The organism is Gemmatimonadaceae bacterium, from assembly GCA_020852815.1.
Classification (GTDB): domain Bacteria; phylum Gemmatimonadota; class Gemmatimonadetes; order Gemmatimonadales; family Gemmatimonadaceae; genus SCN-70-22.
This window is the reverse complement of sequence record JADZAN010000003.1, coordinates 42,077-63,561: the sequence shown is the minus strand read 5'-3', so window position 1 is coordinate 63,561 and position 21,485 is coordinate 42,077. Positions and strand designations below refer to the sequence as shown.

General features: G+C 69.4%; 16 protein-coding genes. 10 read left to right on the top strand and 6 right to left on the bottom strand.

Features of this window, described 5'->3' with window-relative positions; translation table 11 throughout:
• Positions 1–2: 2 nt before the first annotated feature.
• From IT359_03255 to IT359_03235, 5 genes are all read left to right on the top strand, one after another.
• Positions 3–773 (top strand): ABC transporter ATP-binding protein, encoded by a 771-nt coding sequence (locus IT359_03255; protein MCC6927990.1) that lies wholly within the window; start codon positions 3–5, stop codon positions 771–773.
• A gap of 99 nt (positions 774–872) precedes the next feature.
• Entirely contained in the window at positions 873–2,258 is a 1,386-nt protein-coding gene (locus IT359_03250) for a sigma-54-dependent Fis family transcriptional regulator (protein MCC6927989.1), read from the top strand.
• 64 nt (positions 2,259–2,322) lie between these two features.
• Positions 2,323–3,687 carry a hypothetical protein gene (locus tag IT359_03245; GenBank protein MCC6927988.1) on the top strand — a complete coding sequence of 455 codons (1,365 nt, stop codon included), beginning with the start codon at positions 2,323–2,325 and terminating at the stop codon, positions 3,685–3,687.
• Positions 3,688–4,028: 341 nt separating this feature from the next.
• On the top strand, positions 4,029–6,104 hold the full coding sequence (locus IT359_03240; GenBank protein ID MCC6927987.1) for a S9 family peptidase: 2,076 nt from the start codon (positions 4,029–4,031) through the stop codon (positions 6,102–6,104).
• Between the two features lie 10 nt (positions 6,105–6,114).
• Positions 6,115–6,837 carry a hypothetical protein gene (locus IT359_03235; protein MCC6927986.1) on the top strand — a complete coding sequence of 241 codons (723 nt, stop codon included), beginning with the start codon at positions 6,115–6,117 and terminating at the stop codon, positions 6,835–6,837.
• Here IT359_03235 and IT359_03230 read toward each other — a convergent pair.
• The gene (locus tag IT359_03230) at positions 6,834–8,600 is read right to left on the bottom strand and encodes an HDOD domain-containing protein (GenBank protein ID MCC6927985.1); all 1,767 of its coding nucleotides are present in this window, start codon (positions 8,598–8,600) and stop codon (positions 6,834–6,836) included. The two genes, IT359_03235 and IT359_03230, sit on opposite strands and share 4 nt — an antisense overlap.
• 49 nt (positions 8,601–8,649) lie before the next feature.
• Between IT359_03230 and IT359_03225 the strand changes: the two genes are divergently transcribed.
• Positions 8,650–9,498 carry a c-type cytochrome gene (locus IT359_03225; GenBank protein MCC6927984.1) on the top strand — a complete coding sequence of 283 codons (849 nt, stop codon included), beginning with the start codon at positions 8,650–8,652 and terminating at the stop codon, positions 9,496–9,498.
• Positions 9,499–9,501: 3 nt separating this feature from the next.
• On the top strand, positions 9,502–11,976 hold the full coding sequence (locus IT359_03220) for a tetratricopeptide repeat protein (protein MCC6927983.1): 2,475 nt from the start codon (positions 9,502–9,504) through the stop codon (positions 11,974–11,976).
• On the opposite strand, the gene IT359_03215 is transcribed toward IT359_03220, so the two are convergent.
• Entirely contained in the window at positions 11,945–12,565 is a 621-nt protein-coding gene (locus IT359_03215) for a hypothetical protein (GenBank protein ID MCC6927982.1), read from the bottom strand. The genes IT359_03220 and IT359_03215 overlap by 32 nt on opposite strands.
• Positions 12,566–12,809: 244 nt before the next feature.
• Between IT359_03215 and IT359_03210 the strand changes: the two genes are divergently transcribed.
• The gene (locus IT359_03210) at positions 12,810–15,701 is read left to right on the top strand and encodes a TonB-dependent receptor (protein MCC6927981.1); all 2,892 of its coding nucleotides are present in this window, start codon (positions 12,810–12,812) and stop codon (positions 15,699–15,701) included.
• Between the two features lie 150 nt (positions 15,702–15,851).
• Complete coding sequence (locus IT359_03205; protein ID MCC6927980.1) at positions 15,852–16,655, top strand: hypothetical protein; 804 nt, start codon at positions 15,852–15,854, stop codon at positions 16,653–16,655.
• Here the strand turns inward: IT359_03205 and IT359_03200 are convergent.
• The 4 genes from IT359_03200 to xrt all read right to left on the bottom strand — a co-directional run bounded on the left by IT359_03200 (position 16,636) and on the right by xrt (position 19,848).
• Positions 16,636–17,358, bottom strand: a complete 723-nt coding sequence (locus IT359_03200; GenBank protein MCC6927979.1) for a hypothetical protein — start codon at positions 17,356–17,358, stop codon at positions 16,636–16,638. The genes IT359_03205 and IT359_03200 overlap by 20 nt on opposite strands.
• A 199-nt stretch (positions 17,359–17,557) precedes the next feature.
• A complete protein-coding gene (locus IT359_03195) occupies positions 17,558–18,235 on the bottom strand; it encodes a PEP-CTERM sorting domain-containing protein (GenBank protein ID MCC6927978.1) in 678 nt (225 codons plus the stop codon).
• 37 nt (positions 18,236–18,272) lie between these two features.
• Positions 18,273–18,971 carry an EpsI family protein gene (locus IT359_03190; GenBank protein ID MCC6927977.1) on the bottom strand — a complete coding sequence of 233 codons (699 nt, stop codon included), beginning with the start codon at positions 18,969–18,971 and terminating at the stop codon, positions 18,273–18,275.
• Positions 18,964–19,848 carry an exosortase gene (gene xrt, locus IT359_03185; GenBank protein MCC6927976.1) on the bottom strand — a complete coding sequence of 295 codons (885 nt, stop codon included), beginning with the start codon at positions 19,846–19,848 and terminating at the stop codon, positions 18,964–18,966. Before xrt ends, IT359_03190 begins: the two co-directional genes overlap by 8 nt.
• A 282-nt stretch (positions 19,849–20,130) precedes the next feature.
• Between xrt and IT359_03180 the strand changes: the two genes are divergently transcribed.
• Positions 20,131–21,438, top strand: a complete 1,308-nt coding sequence (locus tag IT359_03180; GenBank protein MCC6927975.1) for a VanZ family protein — start codon at positions 20,131–20,133, stop codon at positions 21,436–21,438.
• Positions 21,439–21,485: the final 47 nt, after the last annotated feature.

Sequence of the window (21,485 nt, the reverse complement as noted above, 5' to 3'; positions counted from 1 at the left end):
CCATGGCGCTCTTCCGCAGCAGCAAGCCCGACGCGACCGTCGCCGACGACGTGTTCACCGGTCCGCTCGTCTCGATGCGCGGTGTCGAGAAGGCGTACGACCTCCCGATGGGGAAATCGTACGTGCTTCGCCGCGTCACGCTCGACATCAACCCTGGCGAGTTCGTGACGATCATGGGGCCATCCGGGGCCGGCAAGTCGACGCTCCTCTCGATCCTGGGAATGTTCGACGGCGCCTGGACGGGCGAGTACTTCCTGCGGGGGACGCCGGTGCACGCGCTGGGGAACAAGGAGCGCCTAACGCTGAACCGGCGCCACATCGGTTTCGTCTTCCAGCAGTACCACCTGCTCGACGACCTCACGGTGGCCGAGAACCTCGACGTCCCGCTGTCCTACCGCGACGTCCCGCGCGACCGGCGCGCCGCCATCGTGGCCGACACGCTCGACCGCTTCCAGATCGTGGGGAAGAAGGATCTCTACCCGCGCCAGCTCTCGGGGGGGCAGCAGCAACTCGTGGGAGTGGCGCGCGCCGTGATCGCCAAGCCGGCGCTCCTCCTGGCCGACGAGCCCACGGGGAACCTGCACTCGTCGCAGGCGCGCGACATCATGGAGCTGTTCGTGGGGCTCAACCAGGCGGGGACGACGATCGTGCAGGTGACGCACTCGGAGGAGAACGCACAGTACGGGAGCCGGATCGTGACGGTGCGCGACGGGTGGGTGGTGTCTGACGAGAGGACGGGAGGACGAGAAGACGAGAAGACGAGTGGGCGTTAGCGCCCGGGTGGGGTAGGCGCGCCGCGCTACTTTGGGCATCTTCCGCCATTCAGGATCTCGTCTTCTCGTCATTCTCGTCTTCTCGTCCTCTCGCAGAAGATGCCTCGCTCCCCCCGCCTCCTCATCGCCGACGACCAACCCGACGTCCTCGAGGCGTTGCGGCTGCTGCTCAAGGGTGAGGGCTACCACGTGGAGGCGGCGCGGTCGCCGATGGAGGTGCTGGCGTCGGTGCGATCGCGCGAATACGACGCGGTGCTGGCCGATCTCAACTACACGCGCGACACGACCTCCGGGCGCGAGGGGCTGGACCTCCTGCAGCAGCTGGTGGCGCACGACGCGACGCTCCCCATCGTCGTGATGACGGCGTGGGCGAGCATCGATACCGCGGTCGAGGCGATGCGCCGCGGGGCGCACGACTACGTGGAGAAGCCCTGGGACAACGCGCGCCTGGTCGCCATCGTGCGCAACGCGGTGGAGCTGGGACGAGCGCTGCGGCGGGCGCAGTCGCTGGAGGGAGAGAACCGCGCCCTTCGCTCGGCGACCGCGACGCTCCCCACGCTGATCGCCGAGTCGTCGGTGATGCGCCCGGTGTTGCAGCTGATGGAGCGCGTGGGGCCCAGCGATGCCAACGTCCTCATCACCGGCGAGCACGGCACGGGGAAGGAACTCGTCGCCACCTGGCTGCACGCCTCGTCGCCGCGCGCGCCGCGCGGCTTCGTGGCGGTGAACATGGGGGGGCTCGCCGATGGCGTCTTCGAGAGCGAGCTGTTCGGGCACGTGAAAGGGGCCTTCACCGATGCGCGCACGGATCGCATCGGGCGCTTCGAGCTGGCCGACGGCGGGACGATCTTCCTCGACGAGATCGCCAACATTTCGCTGTCGCAACAGAGCAAGCTGCTGCGCGTGCTGCAGGGGGGCGAGGTGGAGCGCGTGGGATCGTCGAGGATGCGGCGCGTCGACGTGCGCGTGCTGTCGGCGACCAACGCCGACGTGCCGGCGGAGGTGCGCGCCGGCCGCTTCCGCGAGGACCTCCTCTTCCGGCTGAACACGATCGAGATTCACCTCCCGCCGCTGCGCGAGCGGCGCGACGACATCGCGCCGCTCGCGCGTGCCTTCCTGCAGCGCCATGCGCCGCGCTATCGCAAGGCGATCGAGGGGTTCGAGACCGGGGCCATGCAGGCCATGCTGGAGCACGCGTGGCCGGGAAACATTCGCGAGTTGGGGCATGCGGTGGAGCGGGCGGTGCTCCTTGCCCAGGGGAACGCGATCCGCGCCGCCGACCTCGGCTTGCGCCTGACGGGGCAGGCCGCGCCGCGCTTCGAGGACATGTCGCTGGAGGACGTGGAACAGGTCCTGATCCGGAAGGCGCTGGCGCGGCACGGCGGCAACATCTCGCATGCCGCCAAGGCGCTGGGGCTGAGCCGCAGCGCGCTGTACCGCCGGCTGGAGCATTTCCGCATCGACACGGGGAGCACGGCGCCGTGAGCCCAACGATTGGCAGCGGAACGCCGGCGCCGGGCGCGACCCGCCATCGCGCCTCGAGGGGGCGGTGAACGACCCCGGGTGGCGCCTCGAGGGAAGCCGGCGCCGCCGCTTCTCGCTCACGCACGAGCGCCGCGTCTTCCTGCTCGCGATCGGCGCCGGACTCCCGGGGGTGGTGGCGACGATCGCGCTCCTGTTAACCGGCGACTACCCCTCGCGCACCACCTGGACGCTCGGCGGCTTCGTGGCCGGCGTCTGGCTGGTGGTGGCCGTGGCGCTGCGCGAACGCGTGGTGCGGCCGCTGCAAACGCTGTCCAACATGCTGGCGGCGCTGCGCGAAGGCGACTTCTCGCTGCGGGCGCGCCTGGGGCGCTCCGACGACGCGCTGGGGCTCGCCCTGCTCGAGATCAACATGCTGGGCGACACGCTGCGCACGCAGCGGCAGGGGGCCATGGAGGCCTCGTCGCTCCTGCGCGCCGTGATGGCCGAGATCGACGTCGCCATCTTCACCTTCGACGACCGCGACGCGTTGCGCCTGGTGAACCGCGCCGGCGAGCGCCTCCTGGACGAGGGCGCCGAGCGGCTGGTGGGCAAGGGGGCCGCCTCGTTAGGCCTGGGCCAACTGCTCCGCGGGGCCTCGCCGCAGGTGTACGACCTCGCCTTCCCCGAGCGCGCGGGGCGATGGGAGGTGCGCCGCACGATCTTTAGGCAGGAAGGGCGCCCGCACACACTCCTCGTCATCGCCGACGTGACCAAGAGCCTGCGCGAGGAGGAACTCCTGGCCTGGCAACGCATCGTGCGCGTCCTGAGCCACGAGATCAACAACTCGCTCGCCCCCATCAAGTCGCTCGCCGGGTCGCTCTCGGGGCTCGTCGAGCGCGCGGCGAATGACCGCGAATCGCACGAGGACATGCAGCGCGGGCTGGGGATCATCGCCAGCCGGGCCGACGCGCTGTCGCGCTTCATGAGCGCCTACGCGCGGCTGGCACGCCTCCCCGCCCCGCAACGCCGCCAGCTGCGCGTGGACGAACTCGTGCGGCGCGTGGCGGCGATCGAGCAACGCATGCCGGTGCGCGTGGTCCCCGGCCCCGAACTGGCAATCCTCGCCGATCGCGACCAGCTGGAGCAGGCGCTCATCAACCTCGTGCGCAACGCCGTGGACGCATCGATGGCGACCGGTGGTGCGGTGGACGTGGGGTGGCGCACCGATGGGGTGCGACTGGAACTGGTGGTGCACGACGAAGGGCCAGGGCTCCCGCCGTCGGCCAACCTCTTTGTCCCCTTCTTCACCACCAAGCCGCAGGGGACGGGGATCGGGCTGGTCCTCTCGCGCCAGATCGCCGAGGCACACGGCGGCATTCTGTCGCTGGAGAACCGTCGCGACCGTCCGGGGTGCGTCGCTGTCCTCGCACTCCCGCTCGCGGCTCGCTGACGCGCCGACGACTCGCGCGGGCGGTCGCGGGAGGTCGCGAGAGGTCGCGGACGGTCGCGGACGGTCGCGGACGGTCGCGGGAGGTCGCGGGAGGTCGCGGGAGGTCGCGGGAGATCGGGGAGGTCGCGAGCGGCGCTTTGCCCGCGCCTGCACCCGACGGCGAGTCACTCGCCTCACCAGCCATACCCGCCTCCCCCGCACCCGCCCCCCCCCTCGTCCACCGCACCCCCCTCGCGCCGTGACGCGCAATGACGCACCGTATGCGCGCCGCCCTCTCGCGGGGCGACGCCCCCGCTCCCCCCAAGCCGCCACACCCGCCCTCTCGCACTCCGGAGGTTCCCATGGCTGCACCACGCGCGATTCCTCGTGCGCTCCTCGGCTCGGCGACGCTGGCCGCCGCGCTCGCGTCACCGCTCGCTCCACTCGCGTCGCCACCGCTGGCCGCGCAGGCCGCGGCCCCCGTGGCGGGACAGCAAGTGCGCGACCGCATCGCCCTGGAGCAGTATCTCGACTGGGAAGACGTGCAGGCGCCGCGACTTTCACCTGACGGGAAGCAGGTGATCTACACGCGCCGGTGGATCGACAAGATCAACGACCGCTGGGAGTCGTCGCTGTGGATCATGGGAGCCGACGGGACCAGGAACCGCTTCCTGGTCACCGGGAGCAACGTCGAGTGGGCGCCGGACGGGCAGCGCATCGCCTACACGGCGCGCGGCGAACCGGCGGGGACGCAGCTCTTCGTGCGCTGGATGGACGCCGAAGGGGCGATCTCGCAGCTGACGCGGCTGACGGAGTCGCCGAGCGACCTCACGTGGTCGCCCGACGGCAAGTCGATCGCCTTCCGCATGGGCGTTCCGTACCGCGAGTCGTGGAACATCCCGGTGCCGGCGGCCCCTAAAGGTGCAAAGTGGATTGAGCCGCCGCGCGTCGTGACGAAGCTCGACTACCGGCAGGACCGGCAGGGCTTCAACGACGATGCCTACCAGCACATCTTCGTCGTCTCGGCCGAGGGAGGGACGCCGCGCCAGGTCACGAGCGGCAACTGGGACCACGGCGCGCCGCAGTGGATGCCGGACGGGAAGTCGATCGTCTTCAGCGCCAACCGCGTGCCGGAGGCCGAGTACTCGTGGCGGCAGAGCGACGTGTACGCGGTGGACGTTACGAGCGGCACCATCCGGCAGCTGACGACGCGCAACGGCCCCGACGGCCAGCCGGCCCCGTCGCCGGACGGGAAGCTCATTGCCTACACGGGCTATGACTACACGACCGACACGTGGCGCGACCAGCAGCTGTACGTGATGAACGCCGACGGGTCGAACCCGCGCTCGCTCACGCCACAGCTCGATCGATCGCCGTCGGGGCTGATCTGGGCCGCTGACGGGAGCGGCGTGTACTTCACGGCGGAGAACGAGGGGGCGCGCAACCTGTACTTCGCCCCCCTGGCCGGTGCGCCGCGCCAGGTGACCAAGGGGGCGCAGGTGCTCACGACCACCGACATCGGCAAGGCAGGGGTGGCGGTCGGTGTGGTGTCGACGTCGGCCAGGCCTAACGACGTGGTGAGCTTCGCGCTGGCCAAGCCCGACCTCAAGCCGCTGACGGCGGTCAACGACGACGTGCTGGCCGGGAAGAAGATCGGCGAGCAGGAGGAGGTCTGGTACACGTCGGTGGACGGCTTCCGCATCCAGGGATGGATCGTGAAGCCCCCCGACTTCGATCCGAGGAAGAAGTACCCGCTGATGCTGGAGATCCACGGCGGGCCGCACTCGATGTACAACGTCGGCTTCAACTTCGCGCGGCAGAACCACGTCGCCGAAGGGTACGTGATGCTCTACACCAACCCGCGCGGCTCCACCGGCTACGGGAGCGCCTTCGGCAACGCGATCAAGAACGCCTACCCGGGCAAGGACTTCGACGACCTGATGGCCGGCGTCGACACGGTGATCAACCGCGGCTACGTGGACACCAACCGGCTGTATGTCTTTGGCTGTTCGGGCGGCGGCGTCCTCACGGCGTGGACGGTGGGGCACACCAACCGCTTCTCCGCGGCCGCCTCGATGTGCCCGGTCACCAACTGGATGTCGTTCGTGGGGACGACCGACGGTCCGGGGTGGTACCGCAACTTCGAGAAGCCGTTCTGGGAGGACCCGAGCGAGTACCTCAAGCGTTCACCGATCATGTACGTCGGCAACGTGAAGACGCCGACGATCCTGATGACGGGGGTCCTCGACCTGCGCACGCCGATGCCGCAGACGGAGGAGTACTACATGGCGCTCAAGTACCGGAAGGTGCCCACGGCGATGATCCGCTTCAACAACGAGTGGCACGGGACGTCGTCGACGCCGTCGAACTTCCTGCGCACGCAGCTGTACCTGCGCAGCTGGTTCGAGCGCTGGCCGCAGAAGTTGGCGGCGCAGTGAGCCGGGGGCGATGAGCTTTCGCACGCTCGACGCGACGCACATCATCGCGACGATCGAACGACTGGGACAACGCATCGAGGAACGCTTTCCCGGCGCCGGGCTCTCCGGCGTCGGGCGCGACCTGCTGGGCCTCGCGCGTGACTGTGCGCGCGAGGCCGACTCGTTAGGGAAGCCGCACTGGCCCATTCGCGCCGGCGTGGGAACGGCCATCGCGCTGATGGTGGTCGCCGTCGTTGCCGCCGTGGCGGGAGTCGTCCAGCGCCTGCATGCCCCCACGCACGTGTCCGGCTTCGCCGAGTTTGCGCAGGGAGTCGAGGCGGCGGTCAACGACGTGGTCTTCCTCGGCATCGCGATCTACTTCCTGCTGTCGATCGAGACGCGGCTCAAGCGCCGCGCCGTGCTGCGCCGCATCCACCAGCTGCGCAGCATTGCCCACATCGTGGACATGCACCAGCTCACCAAGGACCCCGAGCGCCTCCTGATCCCGCGCGAGGACACCGCCAGCTCGCCGGTGCGCACGATGACACGCGCCGAGCTGGGTCGCTACCTGGACTACTGCAGCGAGCTGTTGTCGCTGACGGCCAAGATCGGTGCGCTGTTCGTGCAGCGCCTCGACGACGCGGTCGTGCTGCAGGCGGTGAACGAGGTGGAGGACCTGACCAACGGACTGTCGCGCAAGATCTGGCAGAAGATCACGCTGCTCGACGCCCGCCAGGGCGCAGCGGCCGGTTAGCCGGCCTTCATTCCCGCCAGGGCGCCGGCGAGGAACTCGCCCTTCCACTTCTCCAGCACCGGCGACGCGATCCCGAGCTCCGACGAGACGGTCGCGAGGTCCTCGCCACGCAACAGGCGCAGGACGGTGTCGCTTTTGAAGGTGGCGGAGTAGGACGGCGTGGAGCGCAGCACCGCCTGCACGCCGGTCCCCTGCCGCCCCGGGGTCGACGCCGCCTGGCGCGCCTCGATCCCCCGCACCGCGCCGTCGCACAGCTTGCGCACGTACGCCAGCGTGGCACGATCGGGGTGGCGCGCGTTCCACGGACGGTCGCAGTACACGCACCCCACCAGGCGCGCGCCCACCACCACGGGGAAGACGCCGAAGCTCGACGCGCCTAACGACTGCGCGAAGCGCAGCTCCTGCGCCGTGAAATCGCGCTCCACCGGGACGAAGACGCTCTGGCGCCGCAGCATGGCCACCGCTACCGGCCCCTCGCGCGGGCTCAGCTCGAAGGTGAACTTCTCGAGCAACTGCTCCACCCCGGTCCCCAGTCCATATCGCGCCTTCACCCCGCTCCGATCCGCGGTGATCATGCAAAAGACGACGCGATCGAACGGCCCGCCGCGCAGGACACCCTCCAGCACCATCAGGATCACCCGATTGAGATCCTCCCCCGACGACGGGTGCGCGATGCGCGCCACCTCGGTGATGAGCTCCTCGCGCACGCGCGCCAACGCAATCGCCGCTTCCAGCTCGGCCGCCTGGTTGACCGGTGCAACGGTCGCCGCTCGGGGCGGTGATACGAGCGCGTTGGCCGGTGTGCCGGGAGTTCCCAGCTGCGCCATCGCCACCTTCTGCAGTCGCCGCAGCTTGAGGTCGTCGAGCGACACCTTGGCGCTGGCGAAGACCTCCTTGGTCTCGGAGAGCGCCGACTCGAGAACCCCCGCCACCTCTTCGCGCGACAGGCTCAGGCGGCGCGCATAGCGCGAGATGACCTCGGCGACGTTGTCGCGCTTGGGATCGGACTCGCGACGGTACACCGCGGCGGTCAGCTCATGCGCGAACGCCGTGATCACCCCCACCTCCGACGTGGCAAGCGGACCATCGGCGCGAATCCCCATCAACACGGTCTCCGGCATCCCCCAGTGCTTGGCCATCGCCTCGCCCAGCTCCTCGAAGCGGAAGCCGAGCACCTCGAAGGCGGCAATCGCCTCACCGCGGGCCCTGGTCTCGAGGTGTTGCAGGATCCTCGCGTACTCCTTGGGGAAGTAGCCGGCGATGAGGACTTCGCCCAGGTTGCGGAACATCCCGCACAGGTGCGCTTCCTCGGGATCGGGGAGGTTGCGCCGCATCGCGATCTCGCGCGCGTGGTTTGCCGTCAGGAGCGAGAGGAGCATCAGCTCCTTGAGCCCGGGCGAGCGCTTGCGATAGTGCTCGAAGACGAGGAGCGAGGCCGCCAGGTGGCGCACGGTGCGCGCCCCGAGGAGGAGCATGGCGTGCGTCGCGCTCTGGATGGTCTTGTCCGACCGCTTGTAGTAGGCGCTGTTCGCGGTGCGCAGCACCTTGAGCGTGAGCGCATACTCGCGCAGGACGATGTTGGCCAGGCGCTGTATCGACGCGTCGTCCTCGGGCATGTGCTTCAATGCATCGAGGGCGTCCTTCGAAATCGCCGGGAAGTCGGCCTCGGACAGGATCATCCGCATCTTGATCTCGAGCGGCGACCGGTCGTCCGTATTGTGCGGCTCTCGCTTGCCCGGGTATTCTTTGGCGTGATTCTGCACGATAGGACGCGTCGATGAAGGCAGGACCATCGCTTGGAGTATCGGCCGGGTGAAGCGGTTCCTTTCGCTTCTCCTGCTGGTCCCCCCGGCAGCGCCGAGCGTCTCCCCCACCCCCGCTCCGCTCCCTCGCGCCGCGGTGACGGCGCACACCAACTCCCGGTGGCGCGCCCACCCGGAGGCGCGCGGCGCCGCGACTCCCCGATCACCGGGCGCGATACGCCCGGGGCCGGCGGCCGTGGCGGCGGTGGCTGCCGTGATGGACCCGGAACCGCTCACGCCGGCCGCCACGCGCAAGGTCGAGGCGCTGCTGCGCGACCACCTCCCCTGCCTCGGCTGCCACACCGTGAACGGGAGCGGGGGGAAGATTGGCCCCGACCTGTCGAGCGTGCGCACGCGGCGATCGAGCGAGTACATCGCGGCGATGCTCGCCGACCCGCAGCGCGTGGTGCCGTCAGCCGCAATGCCGCGCCCGTTGATTCCTGCAGGCACGCGCGACCTGCTGGTGCGCTACCTCGCGACACGCCCGGGTAACGCGACGGGGGCGCTCCCCGTGCCGGCGCCGGCGCCACCCACCGCCACGGTCGATGGGAAGGCGCTGTACGCCAAGTGGTGCGCTGCCTGCCATGGCGCCAGCGGCAAGGGTGACGGCCCCAATGCATCGTCGCTCCCGGTCAAGCCAACGGCGCACAGCGACCGGGAGGCGATGGCGCGCCGCCCGGACGACTCGCTGTATGACACGATCGCCGGCGGCGGAGAGATCATGAACCGGAGCCCGCGCATGCCTGCCTTTGGCGGCTCGCTCTCGACGACGGAGATCCGCGCCCTCGTGGCGCACATTCGCTCGCTATGCGGCTGCCAGGGGCCCGCCTGGTCGCGCGACGACGCGAGGACGCCGTAGGCCATGGCGCGCAAGATGAAGGGAGGCGCGCCGCCGGCTGGCGGCGAGGGAAAGGGCGAGTCGTCGCGCAGGGCGGCTGCTCGGCATGGGGGCACACCTGTCACCCCGCTCCCGCCGCGCTTTCGTGCCTCGCGCCTCTGGCTCCTCCTCGGCATGATCGTGCTTCTCGCCGTCGCCGCGGTGCTCACCGTATTGCGCCCGTGGGGCAACGAGGGCGCGTCGGACGCGGCGTCGCTGGAGCCATTGCCGGCACCCATGGTGCGGCTGGCGGCGCCCTCCATCACCAACGACGACTTCGTGGGCTCGGACGCGTGCGCGTCGTGCCATGCCACCGAGTTCGCCACGTGGCGCCGCTCGACGCACGGGACGGCGGGCGGCGTGCCGTCAGCCGCAACGATCATCGCGCCGTTCGACGGGACGCCGATGCGATTCAGGGATGCCGTGGTGATCCCCACTGCGGCTGGCGGCAACTATCGATTCATCGTGCGCCAGCAGGGTCGTGCCGAGCGCGTCTTCGCGGTGGACGGCGTGATTGGGCGGGGGCACATGGTGGGGGGCGGGACGCAGGGCTTCGTGTCGAAGTTCCCGGATGGCACCTGGCGCTTCCTCCCCTTCGACTTCCATCGCATCGAGGGGCGCTGGTTCTGCAATACGGAGGCGCGTGCCGACAAGGGGTGGCAACCGGTCTCCCCCGAGATGCTGCTCGCCGATTGCGGCGACTGGCCGCCGATTCGCGTGCTGGGCGACGAGGTGCGCTACACGAACTGCCAGTCGTGTCACGGGAGCCAGATCGTCGTTTCGCTCGACACGGCGCAGGCCCGGCAGCGCACGCGCCTCACCACGCTGCAGGTCAACTGCGAGTCGTGCCACGGACCGGGGCGCCGTCACCTGGCGCTGGTGAAGGACCCCCGCGCCGTTGCGGCTGGCGACGTGGGGATGGCGGCGCTGGCCACGCTCTCCAAGGACGGGTCGCTGGGGACGTGCTGGAGCTGCCACGCCCTCAAGGATCGCCTGCGCGGCGGCTACATCGCCGGCGAGCGGCTGGAGGACTTCTATGCGTTGCGCACGCCGCAGTTGGGCGATCGCGCGCACCTGGCCGACGGTCGCGTACGCACCTTCGCCTACCAGCAGGGGCACCTCTGGTCGGACTGCTACGTCAACGGCGGGATGACGTGCACCTCGTGCCACGACCCGCACTCGCAGGGCTACCGCACCGTGGATGGCACCGCCATCCCCGGGCGCTTCGACGACCGCCAGTGCACGTCGTGCCACCAGGCCAAGGCCGCGGCGCCGACGCTGCACACACACCACGCCGCCAACTCGGAGGGGAGCCGCTGCGTGGGCTGCCACATGCCCTACCTGCAGGAACCCGAGGTGGGGACGCGGCTCCGCTACGCGCGCTCCGACCACGCGATCCCCGTCCCGCGCCCCGTGACCGACTCGGCGTCGGGCGTGATGAGCGCGTGCAAGACGTGCCATGCCGACAAGGGCGAGCGAGCGCTGGACCAGCAGGTGCGCGCCTGGTACGGTGAACTCAAGCCGGTGGCGCCGGGCATCGCCGCGGTACAGCGCGCCGCCGCCCTGACCGATCGCGTCGCGGCGGCGCGCCTGGTGCTCAACGCGCGCGAACCGCACACCGCCGCGCTCTTTGCCGGCATGGCGCAGTTTGCCGAGACCTTCCTGTCGGCCGACATGCCCGACATCGAGCGGGACGTCACCAATCGTCTCGACCAGCTCGGGGCGCACCCGGATCCCGACGTGCGCGCGCTCGCCCTGGGGGCCTTGCATCTGGCGGCGGGGAACCGCGGCCCGGTGCGCGCCAGGCTCGCCGCACACCTGCGCTCCCTTGGCGAAGACGAACCGCGCGTGCGCGCGCGATGGGCGCTCGTGCTGGGCTACTTCGCCGACCGGTCCCGCAACGACGGGCGCAACGACGAAGCCGTCCGCGTCTATCGCAAGGCCCTCGAGATCGCACCAGACGACCCGCGCATCCACCACAACATGGGGGTAGCGCAGTCGCAAGCCGGCGCCTTTGCCGAGGCCGCGGCGAGCATCCGCCAAAGCCTCACGCTCGACCCGCAGCAACCGCTGGCGCTCGTGAACCTCGGCATCGCGCTCTCATCTGCGGGGGACAAGGGGGGCGCCGAGTCGGCATATCGGAAAGCCCTCGCGCTCAACGCGCACGAGCCGCTGGCCTGGTTCAACCTCGCCAACATCCACTACGAGCAGCAGCGCATGGACGAGGCACTGCGCGGGTACGAACAGGCCGTGGCAAACGACCCGTCGCTCCCGGTGGCGCACTTCTACCTGGCGCGCATCCTCGCGTCGCGCGGCGAGCTGGCGCGCGCGCTCGAGGAAACCAACGCGGGGCTCGAGTTTGCCCCCGGCAACGCCGACGCCCTCGCCGCGCGCGAGACGCTGCGGCGCGCCATGGCCGAGCGTGGGCTTACGGGGCGCGGGGGACCCGGGGGGCGCTAGCACCATTGGCCGCCGCGGACGGCCGGCGCTGCTTTGCAGCTGGACCACGCGCCGGCGGCGACGAGGCGCGCCGCACCAGACGCGCCAGCGCCCGCGCCTCGTCGCGCTCCAGCGCGGAGCGCAACGGTGAAAGTTCGGCGTCGTCGATGAAGAGGATCCAGCGCCGGCTCCCGGCGCTGTCCAGGCGCGTGAGGTCGAGCGTCCCCGCTCCCACGCCCGGCTCCTCCAGCACGGCACGTGCCCGCACCGACGCCGTAGTGTCGTTAGGCTCCGGCGTTGGCGCCGCTCGCTTCCCCGCGCGCGCCAACGCGCGCCGCCCCGCACGGGGGATCGGCGCCGCCAGCAGGCGTAGCGCCGAGTCGGCCCAACGACGCGCGTCGCTGGTTCGCACCCGCAAGAGAACGCTGCGCGCCGCACCGGCCGCCCCAATGGCCAGCGTCCCGTCGCCCTGATCGCGCACCACGAGGGCAACGTCGCCCACCAGCGTCCGGATCGGTGTACCCCCGGTCGCACCTGACGGCACCTCCTGCCCCAACGCAACGCGAGAAAGCGCGAGCAGAATTGCAGCAATCTGGACCGGGTATCGCATGGCTCGGGAATCGCAGGGAGAACGGGTCCGCCGGACGACGGTGTCCGGCAGGGGCGAGTAGAGGCACCCCGGAGTTGGATCTCATTCATGTCTCGCCCCGGTGGCGACGGCGCGCAAGGCGGCGCCCTGCACCTCCTGCACGAACGGTCGCGCCCCGCCGCTCCAGTATGGCGTACAGCCGAGGCGGCGCCGTATCTTCGCTCTGCCTTGACACCCCATTTACACCACTTCCCACGAGGTGTTGATGTTCGCTTCACGAGTTCGTCGATTTGCCGTCCTGTGTGTCCTCGCGCTTGCGGCGCGTCCCGCGCTTGCGCAGGGGGGCTCCATTGGCGGCAAGGTCACCACGGAGGGCGGCACGCCATTGAATGGCGTCCGCGTGCAGGCCATCAACGCGTCCGGGCAGATGGCAGCGTCGGTCCTTTCGCGGGATGACGGTACGTATCGCGTGGCCAACGTCGCGGCGGGGACGTACACCGTCGTCGCCTCGCGCATCGGTTACACGCAGATGCGGACCGAAGGGGTGAGTGTCACGGCTGGCGGCGCCGCGACGGTCAACTTCACGATGAAGGAGATCGCCACGGAGCTGAACCCGGTGGTGACCACGGCGTCGCGCCGCCCGGAGAAGGCGCTCGCCGCGCCGGCCTCGGTCTCGGTGGTCGACGTGCGCGACATCCAGGAGCGCCCCTCGGTCACGGTGACCGATCATGTGCGCGGCATCGCCGGCGTCGACGTGAACCAGGGCGGCATTGCCCAGTCCAACGTCGTGGCGCGCGGCTTCAACAACGCGTTCTCGGGCTCGATCCTGATGCTGCAGGACTACCGCTTCGCGGGCGTCCCGTCGTTGCGTGTGAACGTCCCCTTCCTGATGACGGGGACCAACGAGGATGTGGAGCGCATCGAGGTGCTCCTCGGCCCCGCCTCGGCGCTCTACGGCCCCAACTCGGCAAACGGCGTGTTGCATGTCATCACCAAGTCACCGTTCTCGTCGCAGGGGACCACGCTCACCGTCGACGGTGGCAACCGCAGCCTGATTCGCGGTTCGCTGCGCCACGCGGGGCTCATCACCCCGAAGGTCGGCTACAAGCTGTCGGGCGAGTACTTCAGCGCGACCGACTGGAGCAGCCCCTCGGCGCACGACACGCTGGGCAACGTTCTCCCGAACTCCGACCCGGGTGAACCGGACGTCTTCCCCGCCGAGGCACCGGCATCGCGCCGCGGCAAGGCGAACATCCGCGACTTCGGCCTGCGCCGCTTCACCTCCGAGGCGCGCCTCGACATCCGCCCCAGCGACAACTCCGAGTTTGTCACCACGCTCGGCTACACCGACGTGGGGAGCGGGCTCGAACTGACCGGTGCCAACGGCACCGCGCAGATCAAGAACTGGACATACAAGAGCCTGCAGCAGCGCGCCCGCATTGGGCGCCTCTTCGGGCAGGTCTTCCTCAACCTGAGCGATGCCGGCAACGACGACTCGCTGTCGACGTCGGGGACATACCTCCTGCGCTCGGGGCAGCCGATCGTGGACCAGTCGCGCGTCTTTGCCGCGCAGCTGCAACACGGGCTGGGACTGGGCAGCAAGCAGGACTTCGTCTATGGCCTCGACCTCATCAAGACCAACCCGCGCACCGGCGGGACGATCAACGGCCGCAACGAGTCCATCGACGACGTGACGGAAGTCGGCGGCTACCTCCAGTCGACGACCAACCTCACCTCGAAGCTCGACTTCATCGCCGCGCTGCGCGTCGACCACAACTCGCTCATTGACGGGTACCAGACGTCGCCGCGCCTGGCGCTCGTCTTCAAGCCCACCGAGACGCACAACTTCCGCGTCACGTACAACCGCGCCTTCTCGACGCCGGCCAACTTCTCGTACTTCCTGGACCTGATCCAGGCGCGCAACATCGGCAACTCGGGCTACAACATCCGCGCGCTGGGCAACCCGCCCAAGGCGGGATGGTCGTTCAACCGCACCTGCGGCACGCTCAACGGCGGGCTGTGCATGAAGTCGCGCTTCTCCGGCGGCAACAACTGGGTGGCGTCGTCGGCCGCCGGCGTGTACCGCGGCGTGATCACCGGGCTGCGTGCCAACCTCATTGCCCTTCTCACGCCGTCGCTCGGCGCCGCCAACGCGACCGCGCTGGTCGGCGCGCTCGGAAACCTGCAGCCGACGGATGCGCAGGTCGGGACGCGCGTCGCCTACCTCAACCAGGCCACCAACCCGGCACGCGACATCCAGAACGGCGCGCTGGCCGACATCGGGCCGCTCGATGCGTCGTACAACAAGACGTACGAGCTCGGCTACAAGGGGATCATCGGCAACAAGTTGCGCCTGGCGATCGACGGCTGGGTGCAGAAGCGCGGCGACGTCGGCAACCCCGCCGGCCTTGCCACGCCGAACGTCTTCTTCAACGGACAGACGCTGGGCGCGTACCTCGGCCCCAACATTGTCCAGATCCTGATGGGCGCCGGCATGCCGCAGGCGCAGGCCGTACAGGCGGCGGCGCAGATTGCCCCGGCCATCGCCACCGCCGCCGCGCAGTTGCCGCTCGGCATCGTGCAGTTCAACAACGATACGTTCGCCAACGGCACCGACGTCTACGCCACGTACACGTCGTCGAGCAACAAGGAGATCACGGTGAAGGGGGTCGACATGGCCGTGGACTTCGTGGCCAACGAGTACTTCACCTTCGCCGGCACCTATAGCTGGGTGAGCGACCTGATCTTCTCGGACATCGTCTCGTCCAACTCGTCGCCGCTGATGCTCAACGCGCCCGATGGGAAGGCGTCGTTCACGGTGAAGTACCGCAACGAGCCGCGCCGCTACGGCGCCGAGTTCCGCTGGCGCTACATGTCGGAGTATCCGGTCAACTCGGGCGTGTATGCCGCGGGGCCGGACGTCAACGGCAAGCCGATGCGCTTCCAGCGCCCCGGGTCGACGCAGTACTACATCTACGACGGCGTCCCGACCAGCTCCCTGATCGACCTCGGCTTCAACTACCGCCTCCCGTTTGGCGCACAGGAAGTGATGTGGTCGCTCAACGGGACCAACGTGCTCGACAAGAAGGTCCGCTCGTTCCCCGGCTCGCCACAGATCGGGCGCCAGGTCGTCACGCGCCTGCAGTACAACTTCTAGCGGGCCACTGCATCACGAGTCGCCGCTCGGGGGTCTTCCCCGGGCGGCGATTTCTTATTGCTCGCGATGACGAGGTGGCGTCGCTCGGCAGGCACTCCCGCGCCGTTGGGCATCCAGTAGTTTCCTAGCCAACACTCCTCCCGCGCCCCAGTGCCGCCCCTGCATCCCTTACTCGACCTCGCGGCGAACCCCGTGATCGGGCACCGCGGCAACTGCGCGCACGCACCGGAGAACACGCTGGAGTCGTTCCAGCAGGCGCGTTCGCTCGGCGTAGATGCGCTCGAGTTCGACGTGCGCCGCACGCGCGACGGGGAGATCGTCGTCTTCCACGACGCGACCGTCATGCGCACCACGGGCGCCAGCGGCGCGGTGGCGGAGATGACGTTGGCCGACCTGCGATTGCTCGATGCAGGGGCGATGTTCACGCAGGACGGCGGGAATCGCTTTCCCTACCGCGATCGCGGCATCGGGATCGCCACGCTGGAGGAGGTGCTGCTCGCGCTGCCCGACATGCCGGTGCTGATCGAGATCAAGGTGGCCGAGGCCGCGGCCGGGACGCGCGACGTCATCGAGCGCGTGGGGGGAGAGGAGCGGTGCATCGTCGCCTCGTTCGCGGCGGAGCCCATGCTTACATTCCGCGGGAGCCGCATCGCGACCGGGGCCGGGACGCGTGATATCGCGTGGCGCTGCCTCCCCGCCCTCGCCGGGCGGCGCTACACGTCGCTCCCGTTCCAGGTGATGTCGCTCCCCGAGGTGTATCGGGGGATCCCCGTCCCGTTAGGCGCGCTGGCCCGCGCGGTGCGCCCGGCGGGAGTCCCGCTGCACGTCTGGACGGTGAACGATGCCGACCGGGCGTGCCGGCTGTGGGACAAGGGGGTGTGCGGCATTCTCTCCGACGACCCCGGGGCAATTCTCGAGGCGCGCGACCGCTGGCTTACTGCCCGACGGCCATGAGCGACAGGGGCTGCAGCGAACCGCTGGACACGGCCAGCGTGTTGACCCCTGCAGTCCCGCCCAGCGTCCAGCGTGCCGTCACCTCGCCTAACGCGTTGGTGAGCCCGGACTGCGGGGAGATGAGCCCGCCGCCGCCGATCACCTGAAAGGCGACCGCGACGTTCTTCATGGGAACGTTGCCCGGCCCGACGATGCGAATGACGATCGGGTTGGGGAGAGCAGCCCCGGCCTTGGCGACCTGGTTGTTGCCCTGGGCAATGATGATGTCGGACGGGAGGAGGGCAATGGCGGTGACGTTGACCGCCTCGACGCCGGGAACCGAGGCCCGCAACATCTGGGCAGCATCGTTGGGCCCCATGGTCCACTTGACCTTCACCTCGCCGTTCTCGTCGCTGGGTGCGCTCCCCGGCGAGACCGATCCACCCCCCTGCACCACGGCGAAGCCGATCGGAATCTTCTCCAGTGGTGTTCCGTCGGCTGCAAGGACGCGAAGGATGATCGGGTTGGGGAGTTCGTATCCCCCTTGCACCTGCTGGTTGTTCCCCTGGACGAGGACGAGCGATCCTGGCAAAGGGGGATCGGTCGCGGCCTTCTTCCCGCACGCGCCAAGCGCCAGCGGGGCGAGCGCCGTCAGCAGAATCAGGGCAAGGCGCGAAGCGCGAACGCTTGCACTGCCACTTCGCCGGGTGTCTCGTGAACGCATCGCAGGTCCAGTGAGAGGTATGCGCCCGCGTCCCGGCAGGCACACGATGCGCCCCCCCAGGACGGGTTCTCCATGAAGGAGTATCGGCGCGACGAACTGGACCCTGAGTCCCGGCTCCCGCTGGAGTGGCGGTGCCCCGGAACAAGACGACGGGCGCGACCCTGAGGCCGCGCCCGTCCATACATCCGAGGGTGTGCTGCTACGAGGACTTGCGACGCCGGCGAAGGCCGACACCGCCCAGCCCAGCCAGCCCGAGGCCGATGAGCGACAGCGTCGCGGGTTCCGGGGTCGCGACCGCCTGCGTGGTGACGAACTGGAGCCCTTCGACCGGGCTGCGCGTCCCCTGGATCGTGTTCCAGTTGTAGACCGTGGTCCCCGCGCCGGTGACGGCGCCGTTCACCCAGCTGCCGCTGAAGATCGACGCGATGGAACCGTTCACCGCCGAGAGCCCAGTGGCGTTTGCCACGTTCACCGCGCCGGAGTAGTACCAGACATTTCCGGGGAGTTCGAGCCCGAAGACCAGCGTCTGTCCCGGCAGGAAGGTGCCGATCACCGTGCTGTTCTGCGGCGCGACCCACTGCGAACGCGTGGGGAGCGACGCCGCGGGGCCGATGGCGACCTTGCGGTTGGGGGAGAACTGCCCGGTGAGTGGATCGAACGGATCGGGGAAGTAGTACAGCTGCGTCCCGTTCACGGCGCGCAGGGCGCCGAGCACCGAGACGGTGATGACTTGCCGCCCCGTCCCGCCCACCGTGACCGTCGTGCTCTTCTGCGGCCCCGGCTTCGCCTGAGCGGCGGCATCTGCCGGATGCGCGGCGAGAGCGGCAACCACGGATGCCAGCACGAGCGGGACGTACGCGATTCGGTGCATCGACATCTGCTTCAATCTCCCATTCGGGAAGTGGTGCCTCGTTTCATGTGACCGGCGGCGTCCACCGGGGGAGCAGCTGCTCCACCGAGGAGACCAGTCCGATCGCCGCGCGGGACGCGAGGTCGTCCGCACGAGCCAGCCGTTCCTGCCATTCCGTTGCATTGAACTGCCGCGACGGTGGGATCGGGACCATGATCCGCACCAGCGCTTCCTCCGTGCGCCCGCGCGTGGCCGCGTCGCGCAACAGATCCCACTTGACCGCATACTCGTTCCAGGCCACGCGCCCGCGCCCCTGGTACCAGTAGTACACCATCGCCTGCAACGGACCGTTTGCCAGGATATACCGGTTGACCGTCACCGGTTGCCCGGCCACCTGCAACGTCCGCGTTCCAGATTCCACCGTCTGCCACCCGGCTCCCGGAAGGCAGTTCCTGGGCGAGTGGATCGTGCGCCCGGTGGCCTGCGATTCGTAGTAGCCGACGTACGTCGAGAACATCTGCGTGGAGTCCGTCGGCGAGCGGAAAATGCGAAACGCATAGTCCGACATGCCGGCAACCCGTTGCTCGTTCTCGCTGATGGTCCTGCTCTCTACTGCAAATCCCGTGAACTCGAAGCGCGCATCGCGCAGCGAATGCGGCAACTTCACGATTTCCTGACGCCGGGCGCCCGCCAGCAGCACCGAGCCAACCGCGAGAATCATCGCCGGGAGGTACGCCGCCCAGCCGCGAAACGCGTTAGGCATGCTGCACCGTCCCCGCCCGGCGCCCCTCGATGGCCATCGCCCCCCACGTCAGCCCCCCCAGAATCGCGAAAGCGACCAGGAAGAGCAGCCACCCCTCCGTCATGTGCGAGAACCCCTCGGCCAGCTTCGGATCCACGAAGGCGACCAGGAACCCCGTCATGAAGACGCGAACGCCGTTCACCAGCACCGCCACCGGTATCGACAACGCCAGAATCGCGAGGCGCAACGCCGGTCGCTTCAACATCACGCCGCCTAACAACACTCCCAGGCTCAGGAGCGCCGTGAGCGAACGCAAACCACTGCATGCCTCCGTCACGAACAGGTCGTGCCCGGGAAGCCGAATCACGTTGCCGTCCAGGTGGACCGGGATGCCGCGCGTGGCCAGCATCGCCGCCCCCAACTGGGACGCCTTGAACTGCAGCGGGAGCGCGAGCGCCCCCATCACCATCTCCGGTAGCGGCACCGACAGCGCCAGCAGCGCCACCGGGAGCCACCAATGGAGGAGCTGCCTCATCCCCCACCCCCACACCACCAGGCCGGCCAGCGCCAGGAACATCGACGCCCGACCCACAAACGCCTCCGCCGCCAGCACCGCCACGTATCGGAACAGCACCGCCATGGCGACCATCGCCAAGCCGAGCACCGGTTGCGCCCTCGTGTCCTTCGCCTGGCCGCGCTGCCAGGCGAGCCAGATCGCGATTGGCGCCAGCAGCAGCCCGTGTCCAGACTCCGGATCGCTCCACCACGTCCGCGCCGTGTTCACCAGCGGCTCGGCGAAAAGCACCAGGAACGTCGCCCCCGTCGCCAGCGCGATCGAGAGTCTCTCCCTTCCCGGCAGCTCCGAAACCGTGCCGCCTACCGACGTCGATCCGTTCATGTCCACGCTCATCTTAGTGCCAAACGTAATGGCCCACAAACGGAAAAATCTGCCCGAAAACCACCTGAAAACTCCCACCATTTAACGACTTAGTCGCTCGAGCCCGCTTAGAATCGTTGCACCTGGTGACCGCTCGCGGCTCAGGCCGGCGCGCTCACGCAACAGTTTCGAGGAGATTCCTGCCGATACTCGCAGCCGTCCTCTCGCCTGTCCGTTGTGAGCATACCCCGTTCCGCCGCGTCTCCCCCGAACGCCCCCGCGTCCACCTCGGCGAGTCCCTGCATGGACGCGCCGTGTGCGGTCGAAGCCACGTCACCCGCCGCAGAGGGGCCCGGACCCGGTCGCGACACCGGTGCGAGGCTCGGGCTCGCCCTTCTCGCATACATGATGGGGGTGACGCTGATCATCACCCTCCTCCCCTTTCATTTCGACTGGCCCACCCGCTGGCGCGTGATGTTCACCGGCGGGGTGATCGACGTGGTCGCCAACGTCCTGCTCTTCCTCCCCCTCGGCTTCCTCTTCCAGCTCGCGCGACGGGAGGGCTTCCGGCACTCGACGTTCACCGTGCTCTGGGTGGCGGCACTCCTGAGCATGGCGATCGAGTCGGCGCAGCTGTTCGAGGCCGAGCGCTACACCTCGGTTCTCGATGTGGCGACGAACGCGGGGGGCGCCTGGCTGGGCGCCATCGCCTTCGAACGGCTGGCGCCGCGCGCCCGTGTGGACGGCGCGCTGATCGGGCGACTTTCGCTCGAACTCCCGCTCATGGGGCTCATCTACCTCCTCGTCCCGCTGCTCTGGCTCAACTCGCTGGCGTCGGGGAGCGATCCGTTCCGGGGGTGGATGGTCATCCTGCTCGGCGTATTCGGTGCCGTGCTGCTGGGCGGAATCCAGCGCTTTCACTTCGGCCCGAACCGCGCGCTGAGCCCGTGGATGACCGGGTTGGCTGCCGTCGTCTGGTTCGTGGCAGGGGCCTTCCCGTCCATCCCCATGCGACCGTGGATGCTGGCGCTGGGCGTGGTCCTGGTCGCGCTCTTCGCGCTCTCGAACGGGCTGCGTGAGTACACGCCGACGCCGGCCAATCGCCGGTTCGAGGTTCCGCTCCTCGAGTCGGCGGCCCCCGCATACGCCACCTATCTGGCGGCGCTGACCGTTGCCCCGCTGCTCGGGGGCGTGGACGCGTGGCAGGTCGGACTCGGCTTTCCCGGTGTCGCCATCGAGTGGACCAAGGTCGAGATCCTGCGCTTCCTGGAACAGGTCGCGGCGTTCACGCTGCTGGGTTACATGGTGGCCGAGTTTCGCGGGCGCGCGGTGACCGCGTACGGCTCGGCGTTGCCACGTCTGGCGCGCTGGGGAGCGACAGCGGCGCTGCTGGGCGAGGGGGTGCGCGGCTTTCATGCCGGCCACGGCGCGTCGGTCGCGCGCGGGATCGTGTTGCTGACGGCAGCGCTGTACGGCGGGTGGCTGTACTACCTGCAGCGCGCACATGTGGTGCGATTGCTTGGGCAGGTGCCGGCGTCACCGGGCACGGTGACGGGCGAGCATGACGCGGCTGCGCTCGCGCCGCGCGAGCGTCGGGTGGACGCCGCGTAGCGATCGCGTGATGCGCCCGACGTGTCGGGCGCATCGCACCGCTGGCT

Excerpts from the sequence above, each read along its gene's own strand:
- IT359_03190 (MCC6927977.1), bottom strand. The coding sequence starts at position 18,971 with ATGCCTAACGCGTTTCGCGGCTGGGCGGCGTACCTCCCGGCGATGATT.
- IT359_03250 (MCC6927989.1), top strand. The coding sequence starts at position 873 with ATGCCTCGCTCCCCCCGCCTCCTCATCGCCGACGACCAACCCGACGTC.
- xrt (MCC6927976.1), bottom strand. The coding sequence starts at position 19,848 with ATGAACGGATCGACGTCGGTAGGCGGCACGGTTTCGGAGCTGCCGGGA.
- IT359_03255 (MCC6927990.1), top strand. The coding sequence starts at position 3 with ATGGCGCTCTTCCGCAGCAGCAAGCCCGACGCGACCGTCGCCGACGAC.
- IT359_03235 (MCC6927986.1), top strand. The coding sequence starts at position 6,115 with ATGAGCTTTCGCACGCTCGACGCGACGCACATCATCGCGACGATCGAA.
- IT359_03200 (MCC6927979.1), bottom strand. The coding sequence starts at position 17,358 with ATGCGTTCACGAGACACCCGGCGAAGTGGCAGTGCAAGCGTTCGCGCT.
- IT359_03180 (MCC6927975.1), top strand. The coding sequence starts at position 20,131 with ATGGACGCGCCGTGTGCGGTCGAAGCCACGTCACCCGCCGCAGAGGGG.
- IT359_03240 (MCC6927987.1), top strand. The coding sequence starts at position 4,029 with ATGGCTGCACCACGCGCGATTCCTCGTGCGCTCCTCGGCTCGGCGACG.
- IT359_03195 (MCC6927978.1), bottom strand. The coding sequence starts at position 18,235 with ATGTCGATGCACCGAATCGCGTACGTCCCGCTCGTGCTGGCATCCGTG.
- IT359_03215 (MCC6927982.1), bottom strand. The coding sequence starts at position 12,565 with ATGCGATACCCGGTCCAGATTGCTGCAATTCTGCTCGCGCTTTCTCGC.
- IT359_03210 (MCC6927981.1), top strand. The coding sequence starts at position 12,810 with ATGTTCGCTTCACGAGTTCGTCGATTTGCCGTCCTGTGTGTCCTCGCG.
- IT359_03220 (MCC6927983.1), top strand. The coding sequence starts at position 9,502 with ATGGCGCGCAAGATGAAGGGAGGCGCGCCGCCGGCTGGCGGCGAGGGA.